We start from the raw sequence: 21,921 nt of genomic DNA on the forward strand, positions 1-21,921 counted from the left end.
TACAGAACGACACAGAACACCTGTAGGAGCCGGCTTGCCGGCGAAGGCGTCAGAACGATCGCCGCCTGACCTGAAAAATCAATGCCGCTCCAGCGCATTCACCAGGTCATGAAACGCTTCACGATTGGAGTCGTTCAGGCCCATGAGGATCTTGTGCGCTTCAAGCACCTTGATCCGCACCACCTCTTCCGACTGATCCTGATCAGGCAGGTCGTCCAGGCATTCCGGGCATGGCACCGGCTGGTCGACGATGTTGAACACCTGCTCGAACCCCATCGACTGCAACAGACGAGTGATGTCTTCGTGGGTGGTGACAACGGTGGGCAGCAGCCCGACCTTCTGCCGCGACAGGATCGATAGCTTGGCCAACAGGCCCAGGGTCGTGCTGTCGATGCTGCGGGTTTCGGTCAAATCGATCACGATCGCGTTGAAATTCATCGCGGTGAAGATTTTTTCAATAGTCGCATCCAACGCCGAACACAGGGTCAGGCGAACTTCACCGACGAATTTCAGGACAAAGGTGCCGTCCTGCTCGGCGAACTGGATTCTACCGGTACTCATCAAAGATTCCTGCTCAACACCAACAGGGCGATATCATCCGGCATCTCCCCTAGCGTGGCCAATCCAAAAACCTGCCGCAGGCCATCCAGGCTGCCGCCCGCCGCCTTGACCCGTTCGGGCAAGGCAGCCTCTTTTTCTTTGAGTGTGGGTTCTGGCAAAAGGTCCAGAATGCCATCAGACATCAGCGTCAGGCTGAACGTCGGCGGCAACTCCAATACGTGATCTTCGTAGGTGGCCTCATTGAAGAGGCCCACGGGCAGACCACGCCCTTGCAGATAACTGACACTGTCGGGTGTGTACAACACAGGCAACGGCAAATGACCACCGATGCTATAGGTCAACAAACCTGTCTCCTCGTCGATGACTCCACCGACCATTGTGACGTGTTTGCCCAGCTTACAACTGATCAGGCCCCGGTTGATATGCCCAAGGACCTCAGACGGCTTGAATTCCGGCAAGGTACCGCTGCGCTTGGACTCGAACAACAGGCGCGTGGTCATGAATTTCAACAGCACGGTGACAAAGGCTGAAGAGGCGCCATGCCCAGAAACGTCGGCCAGGTAGAACGCCACCCGGCGCTCGTCGACCCGGAAATAGTCGACAAAATCACCCGACAGGTACAGCGACGGGATGATCTGGTGGGCAAACTTGAAGTCGTTGATGGCCCAGGGGCTGACCGGCAGCATGTTCATCTGCACCTGGCGACCGGCGTTCTGGTCTTCCTGGAGCAGGTTCAGGCTGGCGGCGAGCTCGCGGTTGGCCTTTTCCAGCTTCTCGCGGTAGCGCTGGTTTTCCACCAGCAGGCGCGCACGATCCAGGGCCCTGCGCACCGAGTGCTCGAGCACAGCCAGGTCTTCGAGAGGCTTGATCAGGTAATCCGCCGCACCCAGGCGCAAGGCCTCGACCGCGTCGTTCATTACGCCGGCACCCGACACCACGATCACCGGGGTTTGCGGCGACAGCTCGGTGACCTGGCGGATGAGTTCGAGTCCGCCCATCTGTGGCATGCGCAGATCGCAGATGACCAAGTCGGGTTTGTCTTGCTCGAATACCTGAAGGCCCTGCTGGCCATTGCTGGCCTGCAAGACGCTGAAACCACTGTCTTCCAAATAGGCCGCGAGGCTCGCGCGCACTACCTCGTCATCATCGATTATCAGCAGCGTGGCACTGGTTTTTGGCATGTGGGCAAACGGCGCCAGAATTAGGTTGGCGTAGCGGCTCGGATTGTCGCCCGGCTCTGACTACTGGATTCGCTTTCTAGCCTCTCTGCTGCACTGTTTTCGAGCATTGACCCGATCCACACGTACACCAGAGGTGCCCTTCTAAGGCGCAGACGGTACTCCCATCCGCGAGGCGTTTCAAGCTCACACCGATGGTCGCTTGGCGCCCGCACTTTTGAAATCACCGGGAGTTATAAGAACCGCCAAAACCGAAACCCAATGAAAGGTCATGGCCGGTGACAAAAAGACAGAAGGCGGCTCGATGGCCGCCTTCCTTTTTACCGGTCGAGATCAGAAATCGTCTTCGACCTGGCCGTCTTTCACCTTGAATTCACGGTTCTGCAGATAGGCGTTGCGGATAAACGTGTACTTGTCGCCGGTGATCAACTTCTCGGAGGACAGTAGGTCCGCCCGGGTATCGACAATGTTCAGGCCGAAGATCGAGTTACGCACCGGTACGTCGTTGATGTATGGATAAGGACCGGTATAGCCATCGACGAGCTTGGAAGGCGCATCACGCAGGGTGCTTGGCCCCAAAAGCGGCAGCATCACGTAAGGCCCGCTGCCAACGCCCCAGTAGCCGAGGGTCTGGCCGAAGTCTTCGTCGTTGCGCTGCAGGCCCATCCGGGTGCCCACGTCGAAGAAGCCCAGTACGCCGAAGGTGGTGTTGAAGATCAGTCGCGCGGTGTCGACACCCGCCGCTGCCGGTTTGGCCTGCAGGATATCGTTGGCGAGGTTGGTCACATCGCCGATGTTGCGGAACATGTTGTGGATGCCATCTTCAAGAAACTGTGGCGTCACGAACTGGTAACCCTGGGCCAGGGGCTTGAGGGCATAGGTGTCGACGACATCGTTAAACTTGTAGATCGGACGGTTGATGCCTTCCCAAGGATCATCTTCCGAGGCGGCCTGGGCAACAAACGGAACCAATAGCGCACTGGCGCACACACAAAGCCGGGCGAGATGATTGCTCCAGCGCATAGAAAACTCCTTGGAAATATACCGTCGCCGGGCGCTTGGCCCGACGCAAAGACCATCAGTATAAGACGGATCGGCCACTTTAGGCAGCATTGGGCCCATACCTGCCCATGATCGCCGGTGAATGCGAGCGATTCACAGCAGTGTCACTCAACTGTCACCGTCGCGCTCTAGCCTTGAGGCTATTTCAGGGACGTTGACATGCCGCACGCCGAAATCACCCCGCAAACCGCGCCGAACCTGACTGCCGTGCTGTTCGGCCTGAGTGGCTGCCTGGTTGATTTCGGCGCCCGTACACGCCTTCAAGGCAACCCAGACGCCGATCACGCCCAGGCCACCCCCGGTGCTTTGGACAGTCTGCACAGCCTGCAACACCAGCAGATCCCCTGCGCCTGGCTTGATGAGCTCTCCCCCGCCATCAGCCAGGAGTTGGCTATCGGCCTGCCGCAGTGGATCAAAGCCTCGCAGCCCTCGCAACAGCTTGCAACAATCAAACCCTGGCCGGCGCCCGATGCCTGCTGGCAAGCCTTGATGGCGTTGGGCATCGAGCGGCTGGATGGCTGCGTGTTGGTCAGCGGCGAACCCCGGCTGCTGCAATCGGGACTCAATGCCGGGTTGTGGACCATCGGCCTGGCCTCCTGCGGCTCGCTCTGCGGGCTCTCGCCCGTGCAATGGCAGGCATTGTCCGCGCAGGAACGCGACATCAAGCGCAGCAAGGCCACAGTGCAGCTGTTCGGCCTGGGCGTGCATTCGGTGATCGATCACCTGGGTGAGCTCGACAACTGCCTGGCAGACATCAGCTTGCGTCGGCTCAAGGGCGAAAAGCCCTGATCGAGATCATGCAGGTTAGCCGCGAGTGGATTAATCTAAAGGTAAGCCATAGACCTTTGGCGCGCCGTCGCGGTCTATGCCAGTGCCTCTCGATAAAAGGAAGAACGCCATGTCTGCCCGCGAACTGCAAGACCAGCTCAATGCCCTGCGCGAGCAATTGGACCAGAATCCTCCGCTGACCGAAGCCGAGCGCGAAGACCTGCACGCGCTGATGCAAAAGATCGAATTTGAACTTGAGCTCGAAACCAAGACCAAGGACGTGAACCTCGCCGATAACGTCAACCTGGCCGTCGATCGCTTCGAACTCGAACACCCGACCCTCGCCGCCGCCCTGCGCCAGATTGGCGCTGCCCTGCACAGCATGGGGATCTGAACCCAAGCGGATACAGCTGAAATTGAAATGCCATCCCTGTGGGAGCGAGCCTGCTCGCGATGAGGCCAGCACGTTCAATATCGATGCTGGCTGAACCACCGCCATCGCCGGAACGCCGCCCGGAGCCGATTAGCTCCTACTGACGGACCAGGCGATGGTTCGGCAACTGCACCTCTTCAGTACTGCGATACGGGTTGATATCCAACCCACCCCGCCGCACATAACGCGCATACACGGTCAATTTCTCAGGCTTGAGCAACCGCTGCAGATCCAGGAAAATCCGCTCCACGCACTGTTCATGGAAGTCCGAGTGCTGCCGGAAGCTGACGATGTATTCCAGCAGGCTCGCGTGATCCAGCGCCGCGCCACGGTACTCCACCGCCACGCTGCCCCAGTCCGGCTGGCTGGTCACCGGGCAGTTGGACTTGAGCAGATGGCTGTGCACGCTTTCTTCGACAATGCGTGACTCATCGCAACGCAGCAGTTCCGGGCGCGGGTGCTCGTAGTTGCTGACGCTGATGTCCAGATCGTCAATGCACACGCCGGGCAATGCCACCACACCTTCGGCCTCAACCTCTTTCAGGCTGCGGATGCGCACGCCCACGGGCTTGCCGGCCGCGGCCGACAGGTCCTTGGCCAGGGTCGCTTCAAGGCTCGCGGTGTCGGCGAACGGCGTCTGGTTCAAGGAATTGAGGTAGAGCTTGAATGACTTGGATTCGATGATGTTCGGCGAATCCGCCGGGATGCTGAATTCGCCGATCGCCACCACCGGCTTGCCCGACGGCAACAACCACGACAGTTCAAAGCAATTCCAGAAGTCCACGCCCTTGTACGGCAGTGTCTGGGCCGTCAGGCCGAGCTCGGCCCACTTGGCGGTACGCGGGATCGGAAACAGCAGGGACGGTGTGTACGTGGCGATGTATTCGCTGGACTTGCCCAGCGGCGAGTGTTCGGCTGCGGGATGCATGGCGGAAACCTGACTGAAGAATCAGCGGATTCTACCAGCCTTTGCCGCAGCCTTTGAGTGCTTACTGACTGACAGTCAACTTGCCTACCATGCCGGCCTGGTAATGACCGGGGATATTGCAGGCAAATTCGAGGCTGGTGGCCTTGCTGAAGGTCCAGGTCAGCTCGGCGGTCTTGCCCGGCGCCACCAGTACGCTATTGGGGTCGTCGTGCTGCATGGCATGCCCCATGCCGGCCATGGCACCGTGGTCCATTGGCTTCATGCCGGTCGGCGTGAGCATGCCGTTTTGCTGCATCTGCAACATTTCCTGCTGGTGCCTGGCATGCATCGCTGCATCGCCGAGGTTGAATTCGTGCAGCAGTTGGCCTTTATTCACCAGCACGAAACGCACCGTCTCCCCCGCCTTGATCTCGATAGCCTTGGGGGTAAACGTCATGTCAGCCATGACCACCTCGACGCTGCGGGTCGCCTTGGCAGCAGGTGCCGGCTGACCGAAATCATAGGTAGCCTCTGGAGCCGCCCACACCGGAAAACTCAGCGCCAACAGGCAGCTGGCCAGCAACACGGATTTACGCAAAAACATCGAAGTACTCCAACAAGATTAAGGTTCAGCCTGTGGAAAACTCTAAACTGACACCGCTGCCCGTTACCTGACAGCCAGATTACAACTTTGTCAGCAAGGCCCGCAGCATCGTCGTCCACGGTATAACGCTGTCGTTCCATTTAGCCCGAGTCGCCCATGAAACTGCTGATCGTCGAAGACCAACCGAAAACCGGCCATTACCTGCGCCAGGGCCTGACCGAGGCCGGGTTCAATACGGAACTGGTGGCCGACGGCAGCACGGGCCAGCAACTTGCGTTGAGTGGCGACTATGCCCTGCTGATTCTCGACGTGATGCTGCCCGGGCGCGATGGCTGGCAGATCCTGCAAGCGGTGCGCAGCGCCGGCCTCGACACGCCGGTGCTGTTCTTGACCGCCCGGGACGCCGTCGAGGACCGGGTACACGGCCTGGAATTGGGCGCCGACGATTACCTGGTCAAGCCGTTCGCTTTCTCCGAATTGCTCGCCCGGGTGCGCAGCCTATTGCGCCGGGGCAGCAGCACGCCCCAGGAAACCAGCCTGCAACTGGCCGACCTGCGCCTGGACCTGATCCGCCGCCGGGTCGAGCGCGGCGGCCAGCGTATCGACCTGACCGCCAAGGAGTTTGCCCTGCTGGAAATGCTCCTGCGCCGCCAGGGCGAAGTCCTGCCCAAATCGCTGATCGCGTCCCAGGTCTGGGACATGAACTTCGACAGCGACACCAACGTCATCGAAGTCGCGATCCGCCGCTTGCGCCTGAAAATCGACGACGAATTCCCGAACAAGCTGATCCATACCGTGCGCGGCATGGGCTATGTGCTGGAAGAGCGCCAGTGCTGATGCGCCAGCTATCCTTGAGCGCTCGCCTGGCCCTGCTGTTCGCCGCCTGCACCGCCGTGGTCTCGCTGTTCGCCGGCGTGCTGTTCAGCCGCGCCAGCGAGGCGCACTTCATCGAGCTCGACCAGCAATTGCTGGAGGGCAAGCTGACGGGCTTGCGACGGGCGTTGCCGGATATTCAGTCAAGCGAGCGTGACGCCCGGCTGACCGACGAATTTAGCCGGCAAGCCGATCTGTCACTGCGCATCCATGGCAGCGATGGCCGCCGCTGGTATGACAGCTCCCCGCGCCTGCCGCAGACCTTGCCAAGCCAGCCCGGTTTGTCCACGGTGAGCCACGACGGCACCGACTACCGCGTGCTGAACGCACCACTGTACCCCGACAATCCCGATTCGCCGCAACTGAGCCTGCTGCTGGACATCACCCATCACCAGCACTTCCTGCAGCGCATGCAACACCTGATCTGGCTGACCGTCGGCCTGTCCGCCCTGGCCACCGCCCTGCTCGGCGCCTGGGCCGCACGCAGCGGGCTGCGACCGTTACGCCGCATGAGCGCAGTCGCCAGCGGCGTCTCGGCACAATCGCTCAACGCCCGCCTGCCGGAAGCAGACATGCCGCCGGAACTGGCGGAAATGGCCCACCATTTCAACGCCATGCTCGGGCGTCTCGACGATTCCTTCCAGCGCCTGTCGGCGTTCTCCGCCGACATAGCCCATGAACTGCGCACCCCGCTGTCGAACCTGCTGACCCACACCCAGGTCACCCTCACCCGCCCTCGCTCCCTTGAGGATTACCGCGAAGCGCTGCACAGCAACCTCGAGGAGCTGCAATGGATGGCGCAACTGGTCAACGACATGCTTTACCTGGCCAAGGCCGACCACGGCTTGTTGATGCCTAAGCGCGAACCGCTCGAACTGGCAGAAGAAGTGGACCTGTTGCTGGAGTTTTTTGCGCCCCTGGCCGAAGACGCACGGGTGACGCTGAGCCGTGACGGCGATGCCCGCCTGCAAGGCGACCGCAGCATGTTGCGCCGGGCGCTGTCCAACCTGCTGGACAATGCGTTGCGCTTTACTCCGGCTGGGGGGGAGGTTCGGGTGTGGATCGTTGATCAGCCCAAGGGCCTCAGCTTGACGGTTGAAAACAGCGGTGACGGTATTTCAGAAGACCTACTGCCGCGCCTGTTCGATCGTTTCTACCGCGCCGATCCGGCGCGCCATGAAGGAAGTAGCGAGCATGCGGGGTTGGGTTTGGCGATTACCCAGTCGATTGTCCGCGCCCATGGTGGGCAGATTCGTTGTGAATCGGAGAATGGGTGGACGCGGTTTGTGATGGAGTTACCCAAGGGACATTGAGGCCAGCAGTTCCGGCCTCTTCGCGAGCAGGCTCGCTCCCACATGGGATTTGTGAACGCCACAGATCAAATGTGGGAGCGAGCCTGCTCGCGATGGCGGTACAACTGATTACGAATAACGCAATGCGGTAGCCGGCTCGATCTTCGCCGCCCGCCACGCTGGGTAAACCGTGGCCAAAAAGCTCAAGACAAATGCCGCCGTGCAGATCAGCGCCACATCCGCACCCTGCAGTTCAGACGGCAGGTTGCTGACGAAATACACATCGGAACTGAAGATGTGCTGCCCGCTGACCCGTTCTACCCAACCGACCATGGCGCTGACGTTCAACGCCGCAATCACGCCCAGCACACCGCCGATCAAGGTGCCGACGATACCGATCACCGTACCCTGCACCATGAAGATCGCCATGATCTGCCGTGGCGTGGCACCGATGGTGCGCAGGATCGCGATGTCCGCACCCTTGTCGTTCACCACCATGATCAGCGTGGCGATGATGTTGAACGCCGCCACCGCGACAATCATCAGCAGCAACAGGCCAATCATGGTTTTTTCCATCTTCATGGCGCTGAACAGGCTGCCCTGGGTGTGGGTCCAGTCGTCAGCCTTGTAGGCTGCGCCCAGGGAGCTTGCGACCTCGCCAGACACTTGCGGCGCGGCATACAGATCCTTCACCGCCAGACGCACGCTTTGCACCTGATTCGGTTCCCAGTGCTGCATTTGCGCAGCGTCGGCGACGTGGATCAGCGCCATCGAACCGTCCAGTTCGGCACCGACCTTGAACACCCCGACCACGTTCAGCCGTTGCATGCGCGGGGTAATGCCACCCGGCGCGTTGCTGACTTCCGGCACGATCAGGGTGATTTTGTCACCCACGTTCAAACGAAAGCGGCGTGCCGTGATTTCGCCGATCACCACACCAAACTCACCCGGCTTCAGGGCATCCAGTCGCCCCTGGACGATGTGCTTGGCCACGATCGACACCTGGCCTTCCAGCGCCGGGTCGACGCCACTGACCTGGATCGGCTGCATCGTGCCCTTGTAGGACAGCATGCCTTCCATCTCGGTGAACGGCACCGCGGCGGTCACTTCTGGATTTTTCATCGCCGCGGCGGCCACCGGCTGCCAATCATCGATCGGATTGACCCCGACGATAGTTGCATGCGGCACCATGCCGAGGATGCGTGAGCTCATTTCGCGCTGGAAGCCGTTCATCACCGACAGCACCACGATCATCGCCAGCACGCCCAGGGCGAGGCCGATCATCGAGGTCATCGAGATGAAGGAAACAAAGCGATTGCGGCGCTTGGCGCGGGTATAGCGCGCGCCGATAAAGATCGATAACGGTCTGAACATTCGCTGTGGCACCGTATAAAAATAAATGACCCGACGGACTTTTCAGCGCCGTCGGGTTTCAACCCGTCAGATAGGCGTCAGGCAACCTTCCTGCAAGTGCAGGACGCGATCCATCTGGCGGGCCAGGTTCATGTCGTGGGTCACCACCAGGAACGCCGTGCGCATCGAAGTGCTGAGCTCCAGCATCAAGTCCTGGATACCCTGGGCGGTGTGGGAATCGAGGTTACCGGTCGGCTCGTCGAGCATCACCAGGCCGGGGTTGTTCACCAGGGCGCGGGCGATGGCCACACGCTGGCGTTCGCCACCAGACAGCTCGGCCGGCTTGTGCTCCAGGCGATGGCCCAGCCCGACCCGCTCCAGCAACGCCGTGGCACGCTTGCGCGCCTCGGGGATCGCGGTCTTGCCGATCAGCAGCGGCATGCAGACGTTTTCCAGGGCGGTGAATTCCGGCAGCAGGTGGTGGAACTGGTACACGAAGCCCAGGGCGCGGTTACGCAGCAGGCCGCGCTTCTTTTCGCTCAGCGCCGACAGTTCTTCGCCGTCGAGCCAGACGCTGCCCTTGGTCGGCGTATCAAGGCCGCCCAGCAGGTTGAGCAAGGTACTCTTGCCCGAACCCGACTTGCCGACGATCGCCACACGCTCGCCCGGGTGCAACTCCAGTTGCAGGCCCGCCAACACTTCCACCGACTCCGGGCCTTCCTCGTAGGATTTGCCCAGGCTGCGGCAGCTCAAGATTGCTTTATCACTCATGCCCGACTCACTCATAACGTAACGCCTCCGCCGGCTGGGTGCGCGCGGCACGCCAGGCGGGATACAGGGTGGCGAGGAAACTCAGGACCAACGCCGCACAGCAGACCATGACCACGTCCTGGCTCTGCACCTGCGACGGCAGGTAATCGATGAAATACACGTCGGCGTTGAGGAACTTGTGGCCTATCAGGCCTTCAAGCGCCGAGATCGCGGCGCTGACGTTGAGCGCGGCGAAAATCCCGACCACCGCGCCGATGGCCGTGCCGACCACGCCGATGACCGTGCCCTGGACCATGAAGGTGCGCATGATCGTGCCCGGCGTGGCGCCGAGGGTGCGCAGGATCGCGATATCGCCCTTCTTGTCGTTGACCACCATCACCAGCGTGGAAATGATGTTGAACGCGGCGACCGCAACGATCAGCAGCAACAACAGGCCGATCATGGCTTTCTCCATGCGGATCGCCTGGTACAGGTTGCCGTGGGTGCGGGTCCAGTCGCGGGCGTAGTAACGGTCTTCGCCCAGCTCGCGGGCGATGCTCCACGCCGTGCGCGGCGCCTGGAACAGGTCGTCGAACTTCAGCCGCAGGCCCTGGACCTGATCCGGCTTCCAGCGATGCAGGCGCGCCAGGTCCTGCAGGTTGGTGATGCCCAGGTAACCATCGAGCTCACCGGCACCGACATGGAAGATGCCGACCACGGTGAAGCGCTTCATGCGCGGGAACATCCCGGCGGGGGTCACCGTGACCTCCGGCGCCACGAACGTCAGCTTGTCGCCCACGGCCGCACCGAGCTTGGCCGCCGCCTTGTCGCCGATGACGATGCCGAACTCGCCTGGCGCCAGGTCGTCGAGTTTGCCCTGCTGCATGAAGTTGTCGATGATCGACACCTGGCGCTCCTGCGCCGGGTCGATGGCATTGAGCAGGATCTTGTTGACCTTGCCGTTGTTGGTCAGCAACCCCTGCATTTGCGTGAACGGCGCTACGGCCGACACCTGCGGGTTCTGCTTGACCTTGGTGGCCAGGCCCTGCCAATCGCTGATCGGCTCGCCGGATTCGATGGTCGCGTGGGGCACCATGCCCAGCACGCGGGTGCGCATCTCATGATCGAAGCCGTTCATGACCGACAGCACCACGATCATCACGACCACGCCAAGGGCGAGTCCGATCATCGAGGTCAGGGAAATGAATGACACAAAATGATTGCGACGCTTTGCACGGGTATAACGCGTGCCGATAAATACGAAGAGAGGTCTGAACATGTCGGGGCTTGTTCGGAGGGAAAAGGAACGTCCTTGTGGCGGGGGTCGATAACCAGCTTTACACTCAGACCACCGCCGCTACCATGGGTTCGCCATGTCGACATTAGATGAAGAAGATCGCCGCGAATACTACCGTATCGAGGACATGATCGCACTGGAAATTCGGCCCCTGTCAGCCCTCGAAGCCGCCGGGCAGGAAGTGTTGCAGGATGCTTCCCCGCTGTTCAATCTGCTCAGCGAACTGCACCTGAGCGAATTCGAGTCCCAGCACCTGCTGCGCCAGATCAGCGAGCGCGACCGCAACCTCGCGGCGTTCCTCAAATCCCAGAACAAGCGCATCGACCTGCTCAGCCAGGTGGTTGCCATCACCGTGCTCGGGCAGATCGGCGAACCACAGCCGGTGATCATTTCCGAAGGCGGCATCGACTTCCAGCACCCCTCACCCATCGCCACCAACGCGCGCCTGTCGATCAAGCTGGTGCTGATGCCCCAGGCCTTGGGCCTGTTGGTGCGTGCACGCGTCACCCATTGCGACCGCAAGGGCGAGGGCTTTGATGTCGGCACCGAGTTCGAACACCTGACCGACGCCCAGCGGCAACTGTTGGCGCGCTACATTTTGCAAAGGCAGGCCCAGGAACGACGCCTGGCCCGCGAACTGAACGAATCAGGCATTTAAATTAAGGAACGATCGTGACCCTCATCTACGGCCACCGCGGCGCCAAGGGCGAAGCACCGGAAAACACCCTGACCAGCTTCCAGCAATGTCTCAAGCACGGCGTGCGCCGTTGTGAACTGGACCTGCACCTGTCCATGGACGGCGAGCTGATGGTCATCCACGATCCGACGCTCAAGCGCACCACCGACCGCCGCGGCAAGGTCGCCGAGCACACCGCGGCGGACCTGGTGACCTACGATGCGCGCAAGGGCGGGCCGGGCTGGATCAAGCCGTGCCCGATTCCGACCCTGGAAGAGTTGTTCGAGCAATGTGATTTCGAGCACTGGCAGCTGGAGGTCAAGAGCGCTTCACGCACCCGCGCCGCCACGACGGTGCTGGCGATTCGCGAAATGGCCCAACGTCATGGCCTGCTGGACAGGGTCACCATCACCTCGAGTTCGCGGGAAGTCTTGAGGGCGGCGCTGGACCTGGTGCCGGACGTGTCCCGCGGCCTGGTGGCCGAATACGCCTGGCTCGACCCGTTGAAGGTCGCGCAAGGTTACGGCTGCGAGATCCTGGCGCTGAACTGGACCCTGTGCACGCCGGAACGCCTGCAGAAGGCGCAGCGCCAGGGGCTGCATGTGTCGGTGTGGACAGTCAACGAACCCGCGCTGATGCGCAGGCTCGCTGATTTCGGCGTTGACAGCCTGATTACAGACTTTCCCGGTTTGGCCACTGCCACGCTCGAGAATTGCTGAAATCGGTCTCCCCGGCCGGCTCAGGCCACCGGCCGGAGCCGCTCAAAAAAGCCGGTTGAGGCCGTCGTACGCGGCGACCCGATAGGCTTCGGCCATGGTCGGGTAGTTGAACGTGGTGTTGACGAAGTACTTCAACGTGTTCAACTCGCCCGGCTGGTTCATGATCGCCTGGCCGATGTGCACGATCTCCGAGGCCTGGTAGCCGAAGCAGTGAACGCCCAGCACTTCCAGGGTTTCACGGTGGAACAGGATCTTCAGCATGCCTTGCGGCTCGCCGGCGATTTGCGCGCGGGCCATGCTCTTGAAGAACGCCTTGCCCACTTCGTACGGCACCTTGGCCTGGGTCAGCTCCTGCTCGTTCTTGCCGATCGAGCTGATCTCCGGAATGGTGTAGATCCCGGTCGGCACGTCATTGACGAAGCGCCAGCTGCCGTTGTCGACAATGCTGCCAGCGGCCGAACGGCCCTGGTCGTGGGCGGCACTGGCCAGGCTCGGCCAGCCGATCACGTCGCCTGCGCCGTAGATGTTCTGGATGGCGGTGCGGTACGCCTCGTCGACTTCGATCTGGCCACGGCTGTTGACCTTCACGCCGATGTTTTCCAGGCCCAGCTGATCGGTGTTGCCCGTGCGGCCGTTACACCAGAGCAAGGCGTCGGCCTTGATCTTCTTGCCGGACTTGAGGTGCAGGATCACTCCGTTGTCCACGCCCTCGACACGGTCGTACTCTTCGTTGTGGCGAACGGTGATGTTGTTGTTGCTGAAGTGGTAGCTCAGGGCCTGGGAAATTTCCGAGTCGAGGAAGCTCAGCAACTGACCGCGGTTGTCCACCAGCTCGACCAGTACACCCAGGCCACTGAAGATCGAGGCGTATTCGCAACCGATCACACCGGCGCCGTAAACGATGAGTTTGCGCGGGGTGTGGCCGAGGCTGAGGATGGTGTCGCTATCGTAGATACGCGGGTGATGGAAATCGATGTCGGCCGGACGATAAGGGCGCGAGCCGGTGGCGATGATGATGTGCTTGGCCACCAGTTTTTCGACAACGCCGTTGGCGCAGACCACTTCGATGGTTTGTTCGTCGGCGAAGCTGCCGGTGCCGAAGAACACATCGACGCGGTTACGGGCGTAGTAGCCGGTGCGCGAGGCGACTTGCTTGGAGATCACTTTTTCAGCGCTTTTCAACACGTCCGGGAACGAGAACCAGCGCGGTTCACCAATGGCCCGGAACATCGGGTTGGTGTTGAACTGCATGATCTGCCGGACCGAGTGACGCAGTGCCTTGGACGGGATGGTGCCCAAGTGAGTGCAGTTGCCGCCGACCTGGCGACGGCTATCGACCATCGCGACCTTGCGCCCTGCCTTGGCGGCATTCATTGCCGCGCCTTCCCCTGCCGGGCCGGAACCCAACACCACCACGTCGTAGTTGTAGACAGCCATGCGTACTCCTCAGAACAGGCCGCGGCGCCAGCGGCACCTGCGGCTAAATCACGCCAATCTGTGGCATGAAGGAACAATTTGGGGCCCATGCAGAACCCGGACACAGTCTATAGAAGCGTCAACGCCGCGCACATTAACCCTTGGTCGCGTCGTAGGCTAGTTTTGCCTGCACTACAACGCCAGGTTTCAATGCCCGAATCGCCGCAATCACTCGGTTTTATTGCCACTCAGACGCTCAAAAGCGTGACTGCTGCGTGTGACGAAACCTGTATCGGCACGCATCACAAAAAATGCGCCGATGTCGTGTTTTTCCGCGTAGTCCCAACCCTGCTCCGGGCCGAGAATCAGCAACAGGGTCGATAAGCCATCGGCCATCAACGCTGAAGGATGAATCACCGTGACGGACGCCAGGCTGTGTGAGACCGGAACACCGGTGCGGGCATCGAGGGTGTGGGAAAAACGCTGGCCACCCTGCACGAAATAGTTGCGGTAGTCGCCCGACGTCGACACGCCATAACCGTCGACGGCGATGATGCGCTCGGCCACCTGCTGATCGTCGCGGGGTTCTTCCAGGGCGATGTGCCACGCTGTGCCGTCGGGTTTCCTGCCGGCGGCCTTGAGTTCACCGGTGGCTTCGGCGAGGTAGTCGTGGATGCCCATGGCCTCGAGCCTGGCGGCAATGGTGTCCACCGCATAACCGGCGGCGATGCTGTTGAAGTCGACTTCGACGGCGGCGTCCTTGCACAACCGATCGCCGTCGATGCGCAGATGGTCGTGACCGACACGCTCGCGCACCTCAGCCAGCGCCTGGGCGGTGGGGATTCTTTCTGCACGGGCCTGTGGGCCGAAACCCCAGAGATTGAGCAGCGGTTCGACCGTCAAGTCGAAGGCGCCTGCGCTTTGCACTGACAGCTGCTCACCCACGCGGACCAATTGCAGGACCGACGCAGGCATTACCCGACAGTGGTTGGTCGGTAGCGCGTTGAATTGCTCGATATCCGAATCACTGCGATAGGTCGACAGTTGCCGGTCGACATCAGCGAGGATCTTTTCGACCTCGACCTGCACGTCGGCCGGGGCGGGAAGACCGGCGTGAGGCACGTACTTGATCGAATACGTGCTGCCCATGGTCGGGCCGCCGAAGCTTTCCATGGAGTCGCCATTGCCGCAGGCGGACAAGGTGGCGATCAACACAAAAAAAACTGCCTGCCACCTATTCAACAAATTCCCCCAATCATTCCCGGACACAACGCCAGACTCAGCCATTATGCGATACAAATGTGGGAATGAGCCTTTGTGGCGTGGGGATTTATCCCCGTTCGGCTGCGCAGCAGTCGTAAACCCAGTGCATGCTGTACATCTGACACAACGTGTGTGCAGGATTTGGGGCGGCTTCGCCACCCAACGGGGATAAATCCCCTCGCCACAAAGGTTCGCCCACAAGGGATTTGTGGTATCAACGATCCGCCATCTTCAACGACTGGCTCCACCCTCCCCCCAATGCCTTGTACAACGTCACCTGGTTGATCTCCCGCGCCAATTCCAGTTGCGCCCATTTCTGCTGCGCATCAAACAATGACCGCTGCGCATCCATGGTGGAAAAATAGCTGTCCAGCCCCGACTCGAAACGCAGGCGCGACTGGCGGTAGGCTTCCTGATAATCCCCTACCAGCTTTTTCTGGTACTCGACCTGAGTGAGCATTTCCTGCCGGGCATTCAAGGCATCGGCCGCTTCTCGAAAAGCATTCTGCACCGTGGCCTCATAGGCCGCTGCCTGGCCGGCGAAACGGGCATGACTGGCATCCACTTGCGCGCGCCGCGCGCCCCCGTCGATCAAGGGCAATGAGCCGGCCAGCGCCACCGCCCAGAATTCCGCCGGGCCGGAAAGCAACTGGGAAAATTCCCCGGTCAGGCTGCCCAGTGCCGACGTCAGGGAAAAGGTCGGGAAGTACGCCGTGCGGGCCGCGCCGATATCCGCGTTGGCTGCACGCAGCTGCGCCTCGGCCGACATGATGTCGGGCCGTCGTTCAACCAGCGCCGAAGGCAACCCCGCCGGCACGTCCAGCGTTGCCAACTGCTCACCCAGCGGGCCGGTCGGCAGCAACCCCACCGGCACCGGTTGCCCCACCAGCACCCGCAACGCATTCATGTCCTGCGCCACTTGCATGCGATAGGTATTAACCTGCACCGCCGCCGTGTTGGTTTGTGCATCCGCCTGGTGGACATCGATCCGCGCACTGGAACCGAGGTTATAACTCTTGCGCAACAGCTGCCCGTAACGGTCCTGGGATTGCCAGGTGGTCTGCGCCAGGTCGAGCAAATGCTGGTTGGCCTTCAGGCTCAACCAGGTGCTGGCGACTTCGCCGATCAGCGCCAGCCGCGCCGTCTGGTAGTCGGCCTCGGACGCTTCGAATCGCGCCCCGGCAGCATTGCGCTGACTGCGGATGCGACCGAACAGGTCCAGCTCATAGGAGGTAAAACCAGCCGTTGCCTGATAGGTGTTGGCGATGCTGCCAGCCGTATCGCCGCCTCCCGGCGTGCGCACCAACGGCGGCAACTTGCTGCGACCGGCGTAAGTGTCGATGCCGATCGTAGGAAAAAGCCCTGAACGCGCACTGTCATACCCCGCCCGCGCCTCCTCGACGCTGGCTGCGAACTGCCGCAGGCTGCGGTTGTTGGCCAGGGCCATGTCGATCAACTGGCGCAGGCGCTCGTCGACCACAAAACCGCGCCAATCCTTATCGAAAGCCTGTTTGCCGTTGCAACATTCACCGGCGGTGTTCGCCGGCCACTGCTGGTCGATCGGTGCCTCGGGTTTCTCGTAGGTCGGTTCCAGCGAACAACCGCCGAGCAAAAACAAGGTCATGAAACATGAAGTGGGCAAGCAACGGTTCATGGCGCGCACCTAAAGACGTTGGCCGAGCAAAGCTCGCAAGGGGGAAAGAAGCAACGACCACAGGCCCGACCGCTCGGTACTGATGTACGGCACAGCCTGTTTACGCGAACGCACACTGATCGGCCGCCACCGCGGTGGCGCGATGTAGGCCGGCGTCTTGACCGGCTTGGGTGAACGCGGCGCCAGGCGTTTTTCACCGAGTAACGAGCGCTGCAGCAAGGTGCCGAAGGCCTGTGCTGGCTCGGCCTTGCTGACGACGTTGATGGTCGCGTCGCTGAACAACCGCGCGATCAGGCGTCGGCGCAGCGCTTCATCAAGGTCGGCGAAGCGTAGGCCCAACTGGTCCTCACCGTGATTGCGCATGACCTCGACATCGAGCCAACCGAGCTTGTCGATCCAGATCTGGCCGCACAGGCCCGGCTTGATCGAGGAAGCGAAGGCGCAATTGAGCGATGCGCCACTGAGGGAAATATCCACCAGGCGCCCCGCCAGGACCTTGCCGCCAAAACGAAACCCCGTGGGTTTGTCGAACGGAAAGCGCTCTTCGCCGTGCAAGCGTGGGCGGTCGACACAGGCCACCAGGGTCGCCAGGTTGTAGATCAGCGCCACCACCGTCCAGCAGAGGTTGAACAGCATGTTGCCGTCGAACGAGGCCGCGGTGCTGATGGCGATGTAGGCGCCAAATTGCGAAAGCAGGGTCAGGGCCAGGAAGAACCCGAACAGCTTCCAGTGCACCATGGTTTTCGTCCGGTCGAGACCCTTGGCGGTAACTTTGAACGGCCTTCCGAACGGGCGGATCATGGCGCTGGCGATGGTGGCCGTGACCGCCAGCGAGGCCACGATCTGCGTGACCTCGGTAAAGATCGGCAAGGTTCGCCGGTCCGTTACCCACGTTCCGTAGCCCCAGAACGCAATCAGCGCCGGCATGCCGAACGCCAGGAAATCCACCGGATTGGCGTAGAACCCGGCGATGCCGAAGTACCAGTACAGCACCGGCGACACCAGCATCATCAAAATGAACGGTTTGGAAAACCAGTGCATCAGCCCGTGGATGTAGTGCAGCCGGTCATTGAGTGTGTAGCCGCTGCCGCGCAACGGCCCTTCCTTGAGCAACGCCACCTGGATCGTGCCCAGGCACCAGCGCCCCCGCTGGTTGATGTACTCGGTCAAGCCTTCGGCAGACAAACCAATGGACAGACGCTCATTCAACCAGCGGGTGACATAGCCTTTTTGCAACAACCGGTAGGTGGTGTAGATGTCTTCGCACACCGAGCCCGTAGGAAAACCGCCGACTTCGGTAATCAGATCGCGCCGCACCACGAAGGACGTGCCGACACAAAACGCCGCATCCCAGCCATCCTTCGCCGGCTGGAACACATCGAAGAATACCCGCTGCTCATCCACCCAGCAGGCCGACGTGCCGAGGTTGTGCTGGATCGGATCGGGGTTGTAGTAGAACTGTGGCGTCTGCACCAGGCCAACCCTGGGGTCGTCGAACAGTCCCAGGGTGCGCAGGAGGATCGGTTGCTGCGGCGCAAAGTCGGCATCGAGCACCAGAATGTACGGCGCGTTGCTCAGGGCCGCCGACTGGCGCAGGCCGTTGTTGAGGTTGCCGGCCTTGGCGTGGGAATTATCGGGACGCCGCGCATACTGCACGCCCATTTCGGCGCAGTAGTCGCGCAACCAGTCGCGGCGGGTGTCGTCGAGCACCCAGATGGTGAAGTTCGGATAGTCGATCGCCTGGGCGGCAATAATGGTTTTTTCGAGGATTTCCAGGCCTTCGTTGTAGGTGGCGATGAAGATATCCACTGCCGGCACCGCGCTCCCTTGCGCTCGCAAGCGTCGTTCGCCGGCATCCGCCGCCTTGCGGTGATCCGTGCGGCACAGCATCACCACGATGGAAAACAGCGTGTAACCAATCGCCAGCATCTCGAAGAACAGGAAGGTGTAGGCCCAGACCGTGGCAAATCCGGAATGGCCGTCGGGCAAGGTGTCGCGAATCCGCCAGGCCGCATAGTTGACCAGCAGCAACGCGGTGACCGCGCCGAAACCGACCCGCGCGGCCCATTGATCGCGGTGAGTCAGGCAGGTGAACAGAATCACCGCTGCCAGCGTCCAGAAATTGATTTGCAGCAGTTGCAGCGAGTCCAGTGCCTGCATGTCAGTCAGCCTCTTGCGAACCGGTAAAGGGATTGACGCCGGTGGCGGCAATCGCCGCCCACGCTGTAGCGCCCAGGTGAGGCAGGTGGTAGTAGAAAAAATCGTTGCTGACCGAGTCCGGGCCTATGGCCAGCCCGGTACTGATGCGCGCCGCCGGGGTTGCGAACAGCCAGCCGTTGCCGGCCTGCTGGGCCAGCAGCACACTCCACAACGGCTGGGCTTTGTCACTTAAGCCACTCAAGCGCGCCACGGCAGCGGCCTGGGCCGTGCCCTCGGTCCACAGGCCATCAGGGTCGCGATTGAAACCGTAACCTTCGCCGGCACGGTGAGCGCGGTCGATAAAGGCGAAAACCCGCCGCCAGTCCTTGGGTGGCTCATGCAGGGCGATCAAGGGCCAGATCTGCGCATCCAGCCCCGAGCGCACGCGGTCCGAAGTCTGGCCATCCGCGCCAGTGCCGATCAGGAAGCGCCCTTCCCCGGCGTCCCATTGGCTCGCGACAAACTGCCGGGCAATGTGCGCCTGTTTCGCCGAATCCTGGTTCGGCGCCACCGCGTCGAGCGCCGACCATGCCGCCGCGAGGTCGACGTTATGCTCGGTGGATTTCCAGCTCTGCTGGACCTGTTGGGAAAAGTAACCGTAGTAGCCACCACTGAAACCGGCCGGCGCCTGCCCGTCGTAGGTGTTGTGCTGCGACCAGTGCAGGGCTTTTCGCGCCGCCTCCAGGTATGACGCCTCGCCGCTCTGGCGAAACGCTTCGAGCAGCGCCAATGCCGCCCAGGCCTGATTGCCGGTGGCGCTGCTGACTTGATAGGCGTCCTGGTTCCAGGCGTTGCGCTCGACACTCCAATAGCCCGGCAACTTCATCGACGGCGCTGCCACCGGGCCTGCGGCGTAGGCGTTGCGCAGGCGCCCGTCCTGATACTCCGGATCATGGCCGGTGGCGAACGCCAACGCATCGGCAATGCGCCGCGCCGACTCGGCCTTGCCGCAGGCAAACAAGGCAATGCTCGCCAGCGCGTTGTCGTAGGTGAACGCCACGCCGCGCAACGCCAGGATCGGCGCGGGCTGGCCAGCGAGCGGCGGATAACTGGCCACCAGCACCGGCCCCGCCGGCTGCGATGTCACGGCCTGATCCAACGCCGCACAAGTCATTGCCGCCAGTTGCGGCCGGGCTTGCTCTGCCATGGCGGGCACTCCACTGGCGATCAGCATCACGCCCGATACTGCGCGAAAAATCCTGTTCATGGCCGCGACACCTCGGCGCTGGCCCACAAGCCCGGGTTGCAGGTCATGGCGCGCTGGCTGTCCGTCAGGTCCGCGGCAAAGGTGCCCACCACGTACACCGAATTTTGCTCGGCATAGGGAAACGGCACGCTGTAGGTATTGGCGCGCATGTCCGAAGCACTGGACAACAACTGCACCACACTGGCCTTGAGGGGCTGGTCGAGGCCGCGGATTTTCACGGTCAGCACGCTGTCGCGGTCGATCTTGCTGGCCATGCGCTCGGGGAACACCGCGATCACATAGCTCTGCGCGCAATCGGTGGCCCGCAGCAAGGTCGAGCCGGCCTGCACCAGCGTGCCCTGGGGCGCCAGCAGCTCCTGGACGGTACCGGGCGAATACGCCACGACGTCGTAGCCGGCCATCAACTTGATCCGGTTCTGTTCGGTCGCGATCAGTTGGTCGAGGTTGGCCAGTTCCTGTTGATAGGTCGCGCGGTTGCGCGCCTGATTCTCCAGGCTGAGCTTGAGCGTGGTCATTTGCGCGCTGAGATCGAACATGCGCAATTGATCGGGGTCGAGGTAGACCTGCTTGTTGGCAGCACTGACGTCACCATCGGTGATCCGCAACTGCGAACGCACCGACTCGGCCGCGCCTTGCAACGAAGCCAGCTGTGCTTTCGACGAAGCCACCACCGCACCACTCACCGCCCCCTGGACGAACAACTCGAGATTGCGCTCGACCGTTTCCTGGGCATCGATCAAGCGCGCACTGGCGGCACTGTTCTCGGCTTTCAGGGCCTTTTGCGTGTACAGCTGGCGGGTATGAAACGCGGCCTGGTAGCGCTGGCTGGTTTTCTCCAGCTCCTCGTAGTAACGCTGATCGTGCTCGGCCTGGCTGGCCGAAGACGACAACTGTTGCTCCAGGGTCAGGCGCCGGGTTTGCAGGGTAAGCAAGGTTTCCTGGTTCGCCCGCGGGTTTTCCACCACCGCGATTTTCTGGCCCTGGGCGAACGTCACACCGGGCTTGACCGCCAGGGAACTCACCACGCCATCGATCGGTGTGGTCAACAGAATCACCGGCGCATTCAGAATCGCCCGGGTAGCAGACGCCGACACCAGCGGCATGAGCAAGGTCGACAGCAACAGCCAGACGATAAACCCCAGCACACCCAATCCCACCAGGCGCGGTAACAGCGATAACAACTTCGAGCGTTCTTGCGCCATGTTCGACTCTCCCGATAGACCAACCGCATATCAGCCAGGCAATAACAGGCCATGACCGCGAAATACTTTTGGCAGGGTGAGCAAACGCAATTGATCGCTGGACGGCAATTAAGCCGACGCTGGTTCATATGATTTTTATTGTGATGTGAGCGGGAATGGGATTCCCGTCTTTTTGGAGGGTTGCTGTTCAGCGCAGTAGCAGGACTTACCAAACCCGTGGCAGAGCGGGTCTGTTATTGGCGACACTAGATTCAGAGAAATGGAGTGTCAAGCATCCGCTTCGAACAATTAAATGACGTCAAATATGTAACAGCTCTATAATTGGATCCATAAAAACCACCCAGACGCAACCGCTCGCCAACTACCTATTTTTATTGGGAGTTTTTATTTTTAATAATTAAATGAACTTTGTATCGAAATCTAAATAACGCTTAACTGCTTACCAGAAAGATTAAATCGATATAAGTAATAGAAGTTTTGCGACGGGTTTAAGGGCCTCTTCGCGGG

At 61.2% G+C, this 21,921-nt stretch carries 20 protein-coding genes; 6 read left to right on the forward strand and 14 right to left on the reverse strand.

Annotation, left to right across the window (positions count from 1 at the left end):
• Positions 1 to 78: 78 nt before the first annotated feature.
• From rssC to HFK74_RS19890, 3 genes are all read right to left on the reverse strand, one after another.
• Positions 79 to 561, reverse strand: coding sequence for an anti-sigma factor antagonist RssC (rssC, locus tag HFK74_RS19880; RefSeq protein ID WP_008064408.1), 483 nt, complete (start codon positions 559 to 561; stop codon positions 79 to 81).
• A complete protein-coding gene (gene rssB / locus HFK74_RS19885; RefSeq protein ID WP_008064410.1) occupies positions 561 to 1,742 on the reverse strand; it encodes a two-component system response regulator RssB in 1,182 nt (393 codons plus the stop codon). Before rssB ends, rssC begins: the two co-directional genes overlap by 1 nt.
• A gap of 330 nt (positions 1,743 to 2,072) precedes the next feature.
• The gene (locus HFK74_RS19890) at positions 2,073 to 2,762 is read right to left on the reverse strand and encodes a VacJ family lipoprotein (protein ID WP_180204973.1); all 690 of its coding nucleotides are present in this window, start codon (positions 2,760 to 2,762) and stop codon (positions 2,073 to 2,075) included.
• A gap of 198 nt (positions 2,763 to 2,960) precedes the next feature.
• On the opposite strand from HFK74_RS19890, the gene HFK74_RS19895 reads away from it, so the two are divergent.
• Both HFK74_RS19895 and HFK74_RS19900 read left to right on the forward strand, forming a co-directional pair.
• Positions 2,961 to 3,590: an HAD family phosphatase gene (locus HFK74_RS19895; RefSeq protein WP_180204974.1), complete on the forward strand. Its 630-nt coding sequence runs from the start codon at positions 2,961 to 2,963 to the stop codon at positions 3,588 to 3,590.
• A gap of 109 nt (positions 3,591 to 3,699) precedes the next feature.
• The gene (locus tag HFK74_RS19900) at positions 3,700 to 3,963 is read left to right on the forward strand and encodes a DUF4404 family protein (protein ID WP_180204975.1); all 264 of its coding nucleotides are present in this window, start codon (positions 3,700 to 3,702) and stop codon (positions 3,961 to 3,963) included.
• Between the two features lie 136 nt (positions 3,964 to 4,099).
• Here the strand turns inward: HFK74_RS19900 and queF are convergent, their stop codons facing one another.
• A complete protein-coding gene (gene queF / locus HFK74_RS19905) occupies positions 4,100 to 4,930 on the reverse strand; it encodes an NADPH-dependent 7-cyano-7-deazaguanine reductase QueF (protein ID WP_020798478.1) in 831 nt (276 codons plus the stop codon).
• A gap of 61 nt (positions 4,931 to 4,991) precedes the next feature.
• Positions 4,992 to 5,513, reverse strand: a complete 522-nt coding sequence (locus HFK74_RS19910; RefSeq protein ID WP_180204976.1) for a plastocyanin/azurin family copper-binding protein — start codon at positions 5,511 to 5,513, stop codon at positions 4,992 to 4,994.
• A 156-nt stretch (positions 5,514 to 5,669) separates the two neighbouring features.
• On the opposite strand from HFK74_RS19910, the gene HFK74_RS19915 reads away from it, so the two are divergent.
• Positions 5,670 to 6,350, forward strand: coding sequence for a heavy metal response regulator transcription factor (locus tag HFK74_RS19915; protein ID WP_180204977.1), 681 nt, complete (start codon positions 5,670 to 5,672; stop codon positions 6,348 to 6,350).
• Positions 6,350 to 7,699, forward strand: a complete 1,350-nt coding sequence (locus tag HFK74_RS19920) for a heavy metal sensor histidine kinase (protein WP_180204978.1) — start codon at positions 6,350 to 6,352, stop codon at positions 7,697 to 7,699. The genes HFK74_RS19915 and HFK74_RS19920 overlap by 1 nt, the downstream gene beginning before the upstream one ends.
• A 108-nt stretch (positions 7,700 to 7,807) precedes the next feature.
• On the opposite strand, the gene HFK74_RS19925 is transcribed toward HFK74_RS19920, so the two are convergent.
• From HFK74_RS19925 to HFK74_RS19935, 3 genes are all read right to left on the reverse strand, one after another.
• Complete coding sequence (locus HFK74_RS19925; protein ID WP_180204979.1) at positions 7,808 to 9,052, reverse strand: lipoprotein-releasing ABC transporter permease subunit; 1,245 nt, start codon at positions 9,050 to 9,052, stop codon at positions 7,808 to 7,810.
• Positions 9,053 to 9,118: 66 nt separating this feature from the next.
• Positions 9,119 to 9,802, reverse strand: coding sequence for a lipoprotein-releasing ABC transporter ATP-binding protein LolD (gene lolD, locus HFK74_RS19930; RefSeq protein WP_162831855.1), 684 nt, complete (start codon positions 9,800 to 9,802; stop codon positions 9,119 to 9,121).
• Positions 9,803 to 9,809: 7 nt separating this feature from the next.
• The gene (locus tag HFK74_RS19935) at positions 9,810 to 11,060 is read right to left on the reverse strand and encodes a lipoprotein-releasing ABC transporter permease subunit (RefSeq protein WP_180204980.1); all 1,251 of its coding nucleotides are present in this window, start codon (positions 11,058 to 11,060) and stop codon (positions 9,810 to 9,812) included.
• A 94-nt stretch (positions 11,061 to 11,154) separates the two neighbouring features.
• On the opposite strand from HFK74_RS19935, the gene HFK74_RS19940 reads away from it, so the two are divergent.
• Complete coding sequence (locus tag HFK74_RS19940) at positions 11,155 to 11,736, forward strand: PilZ domain-containing protein (RefSeq protein WP_180204981.1); 582 nt, start codon at positions 11,155 to 11,157, stop codon at positions 11,734 to 11,736.
• 14 nt (positions 11,737 to 11,750) lie between these two features.
• A complete protein-coding gene (locus tag HFK74_RS19945; protein ID WP_180204982.1) occupies positions 11,751 to 12,473 on the forward strand; it encodes a glycerophosphodiester phosphodiesterase family protein in 723 nt (240 codons plus the stop codon).
• Positions 12,474 to 12,515: 42 nt separating this feature from the next.
• Here the strand turns inward: HFK74_RS19945 and sthA are convergent, their stop codons facing one another.
• The 6 genes from sthA to HFK74_RS19975 form a co-directional block, all read right to left on the reverse strand.
• Positions 12,516 to 13,910: a Si-specific NAD(P)(+) transhydrogenase gene (gene sthA, locus HFK74_RS19950; RefSeq protein WP_008064424.1), complete on the reverse strand. Its 1,395-nt coding sequence runs from the start codon at positions 13,908 to 13,910 to the stop codon at positions 12,516 to 12,518.
• A gap of 207 nt (positions 13,911 to 14,117) precedes the next feature.
• Positions 14,118 to 15,134, reverse strand: a complete 1,017-nt coding sequence (locus HFK74_RS19955; protein WP_180204983.1) for an FAD:protein FMN transferase — start codon at positions 15,132 to 15,134, stop codon at positions 14,118 to 14,120.
• A gap of 232 nt (positions 15,135 to 15,366) precedes the next feature.
• A complete protein-coding gene (locus tag HFK74_RS19960; RefSeq protein WP_180204984.1) occupies positions 15,367 to 16,806 on the reverse strand; it encodes an efflux transporter outer membrane subunit in 1,440 nt (479 codons plus the stop codon).
• Positions 16,807 to 16,815: 9 nt separating this feature from the next.
• On the reverse strand, positions 16,816 to 18,966 hold the full coding sequence (locus tag HFK74_RS19965) for a glycosyltransferase family 2 protein (protein ID WP_180204985.1): 2,151 nt from the start codon (positions 18,964 to 18,966) through the stop codon (positions 16,816 to 16,818).
• A gap of 1 nt (position 18,967) precedes the next feature.
• Complete coding sequence (locus tag HFK74_RS19970; protein ID WP_180204986.1) at positions 18,968 to 20,212, reverse strand: hypothetical protein; 1,245 nt, start codon at positions 20,210 to 20,212, stop codon at positions 18,968 to 18,970.
• Complete coding sequence (locus HFK74_RS19975; protein ID WP_180204987.1) at positions 20,209 to 21,414, reverse strand: HlyD family secretion protein; 1,206 nt, start codon at positions 21,412 to 21,414, stop codon at positions 20,209 to 20,211. Before HFK74_RS19975 ends, HFK74_RS19970 begins: the two co-directional genes overlap by 4 nt.
• Between the last annotated feature and the right edge of the window lie 507 nt (positions 21,415 to 21,921).

This window comes from Pseudomonas sp. SbOxS1, assembly GCF_013416725.1.
In the GTDB taxonomy this organism is placed as follows: Bacteria; Pseudomonadota; Gammaproteobacteria; order Pseudomonadales; family Pseudomonadaceae; genus Aquipseudomonas.

What these genes read in the sequence shown, in the direction of transcription:
- rssC (WP_008064408.1), bottom strand. Translation starts at nt 561, where the DNA reads ATGAGTACCGGTAGAATCCAGTTCGCCGAGCAGGACGGCACCTTTGTC.
- rssB (WP_008064410.1), bottom strand. Translation starts at nt 1,742, where the DNA reads ATGCCAAAAACCAGTGCCACGCTGCTGATAATCGATGATGACGAGGTA.
- HFK74_RS19890 (WP_180204973.1), bottom strand. Translation starts at nt 2,762, where the DNA reads ATGCGCTGGAGCAATCATCTCGCCCGGCTTTGTGTGTGCGCCAGTGCG.
- HFK74_RS19895 (WP_180204974.1), top strand. Translation starts at nt 2,961, where the DNA reads ATGCCGCACGCCGAAATCACCCCGCAAACCGCGCCGAACCTGACTGCC.
- HFK74_RS19900 (WP_180204975.1), top strand. Translation starts at nt 3,700, where the DNA reads ATGTCTGCCCGCGAACTGCAAGACCAGCTCAATGCCCTGCGCGAGCAA.
- queF (WP_020798478.1), bottom strand. Translation starts at nt 4,930, where the DNA reads ATGCATCCCGCAGCCGAACACTCGCCGCTGGGCAAGTCCAGCGAATAC.
- HFK74_RS19910 (WP_180204976.1), bottom strand. Translation starts at nt 5,513, where the DNA reads ATGTTTTTGCGTAAATCCGTGTTGCTGGCCAGCTGCCTGTTGGCGCTG.
- HFK74_RS19915 (WP_180204977.1), top strand. Translation starts at nt 5,670, where the DNA reads ATGAAACTGCTGATCGTCGAAGACCAACCGAAAACCGGCCATTACCTG.
- HFK74_RS19920 (WP_180204978.1), top strand. Translation starts at nt 6,350, where the DNA reads ATGCGCCAGCTATCCTTGAGCGCTCGCCTGGCCCTGCTGTTCGCCGCC.
- HFK74_RS19925 (WP_180204979.1), bottom strand. Translation starts at nt 9,052, where the DNA reads ATGTTCAGACCGTTATCGATCTTTATCGGCGCGCGCTATACCCGCGCC.
- lolD (WP_162831855.1), bottom strand. Translation starts at nt 9,802, where the DNA reads ATGAGTGATAAAGCAATCTTGAGCTGCCGCAGCCTGGGCAAATCCTAC.
- HFK74_RS19935 (WP_180204980.1), bottom strand. Translation starts at nt 11,060, where the DNA reads ATGTTCAGACCTCTCTTCGTATTTATCGGCACGCGTTATACCCGTGCA.
- HFK74_RS19940 (WP_180204981.1), top strand. Translation starts at nt 11,155, where the DNA reads ATGTCGACATTAGATGAAGAAGATCGCCGCGAATACTACCGTATCGAG.
- sthA (WP_008064424.1), bottom strand. Translation starts at nt 13,910, where the DNA reads ATGGCTGTCTACAACTACGACGTGGTGGTGTTGGGTTCCGGCCCGGCA.
- HFK74_RS19960 (WP_180204984.1), bottom strand. Translation starts at nt 16,806, where the DNA reads ATGAACCGTTGCTTGCCCACTTCATGTTTCATGACCTTGTTTTTGCTC.
- HFK74_RS19965 (WP_180204985.1), bottom strand. Translation starts at nt 18,966, where the DNA reads ATGCAGGCACTGGACTCGCTGCAACTGCTGCAAATCAATTTCTGGACG.
- HFK74_RS19970 (WP_180204986.1), bottom strand. Translation starts at nt 20,212, where the DNA reads ATGAACAGGATTTTTCGCGCAGTATCGGGCGTGATGCTGATCGCCAGT.
- HFK74_RS19975 (WP_180204987.1), bottom strand. Translation starts at nt 21,414, where the DNA reads ATGGCGCAAGAACGCTCGAAGTTGTTATCGCTGTTACCGCGCCTGGTG.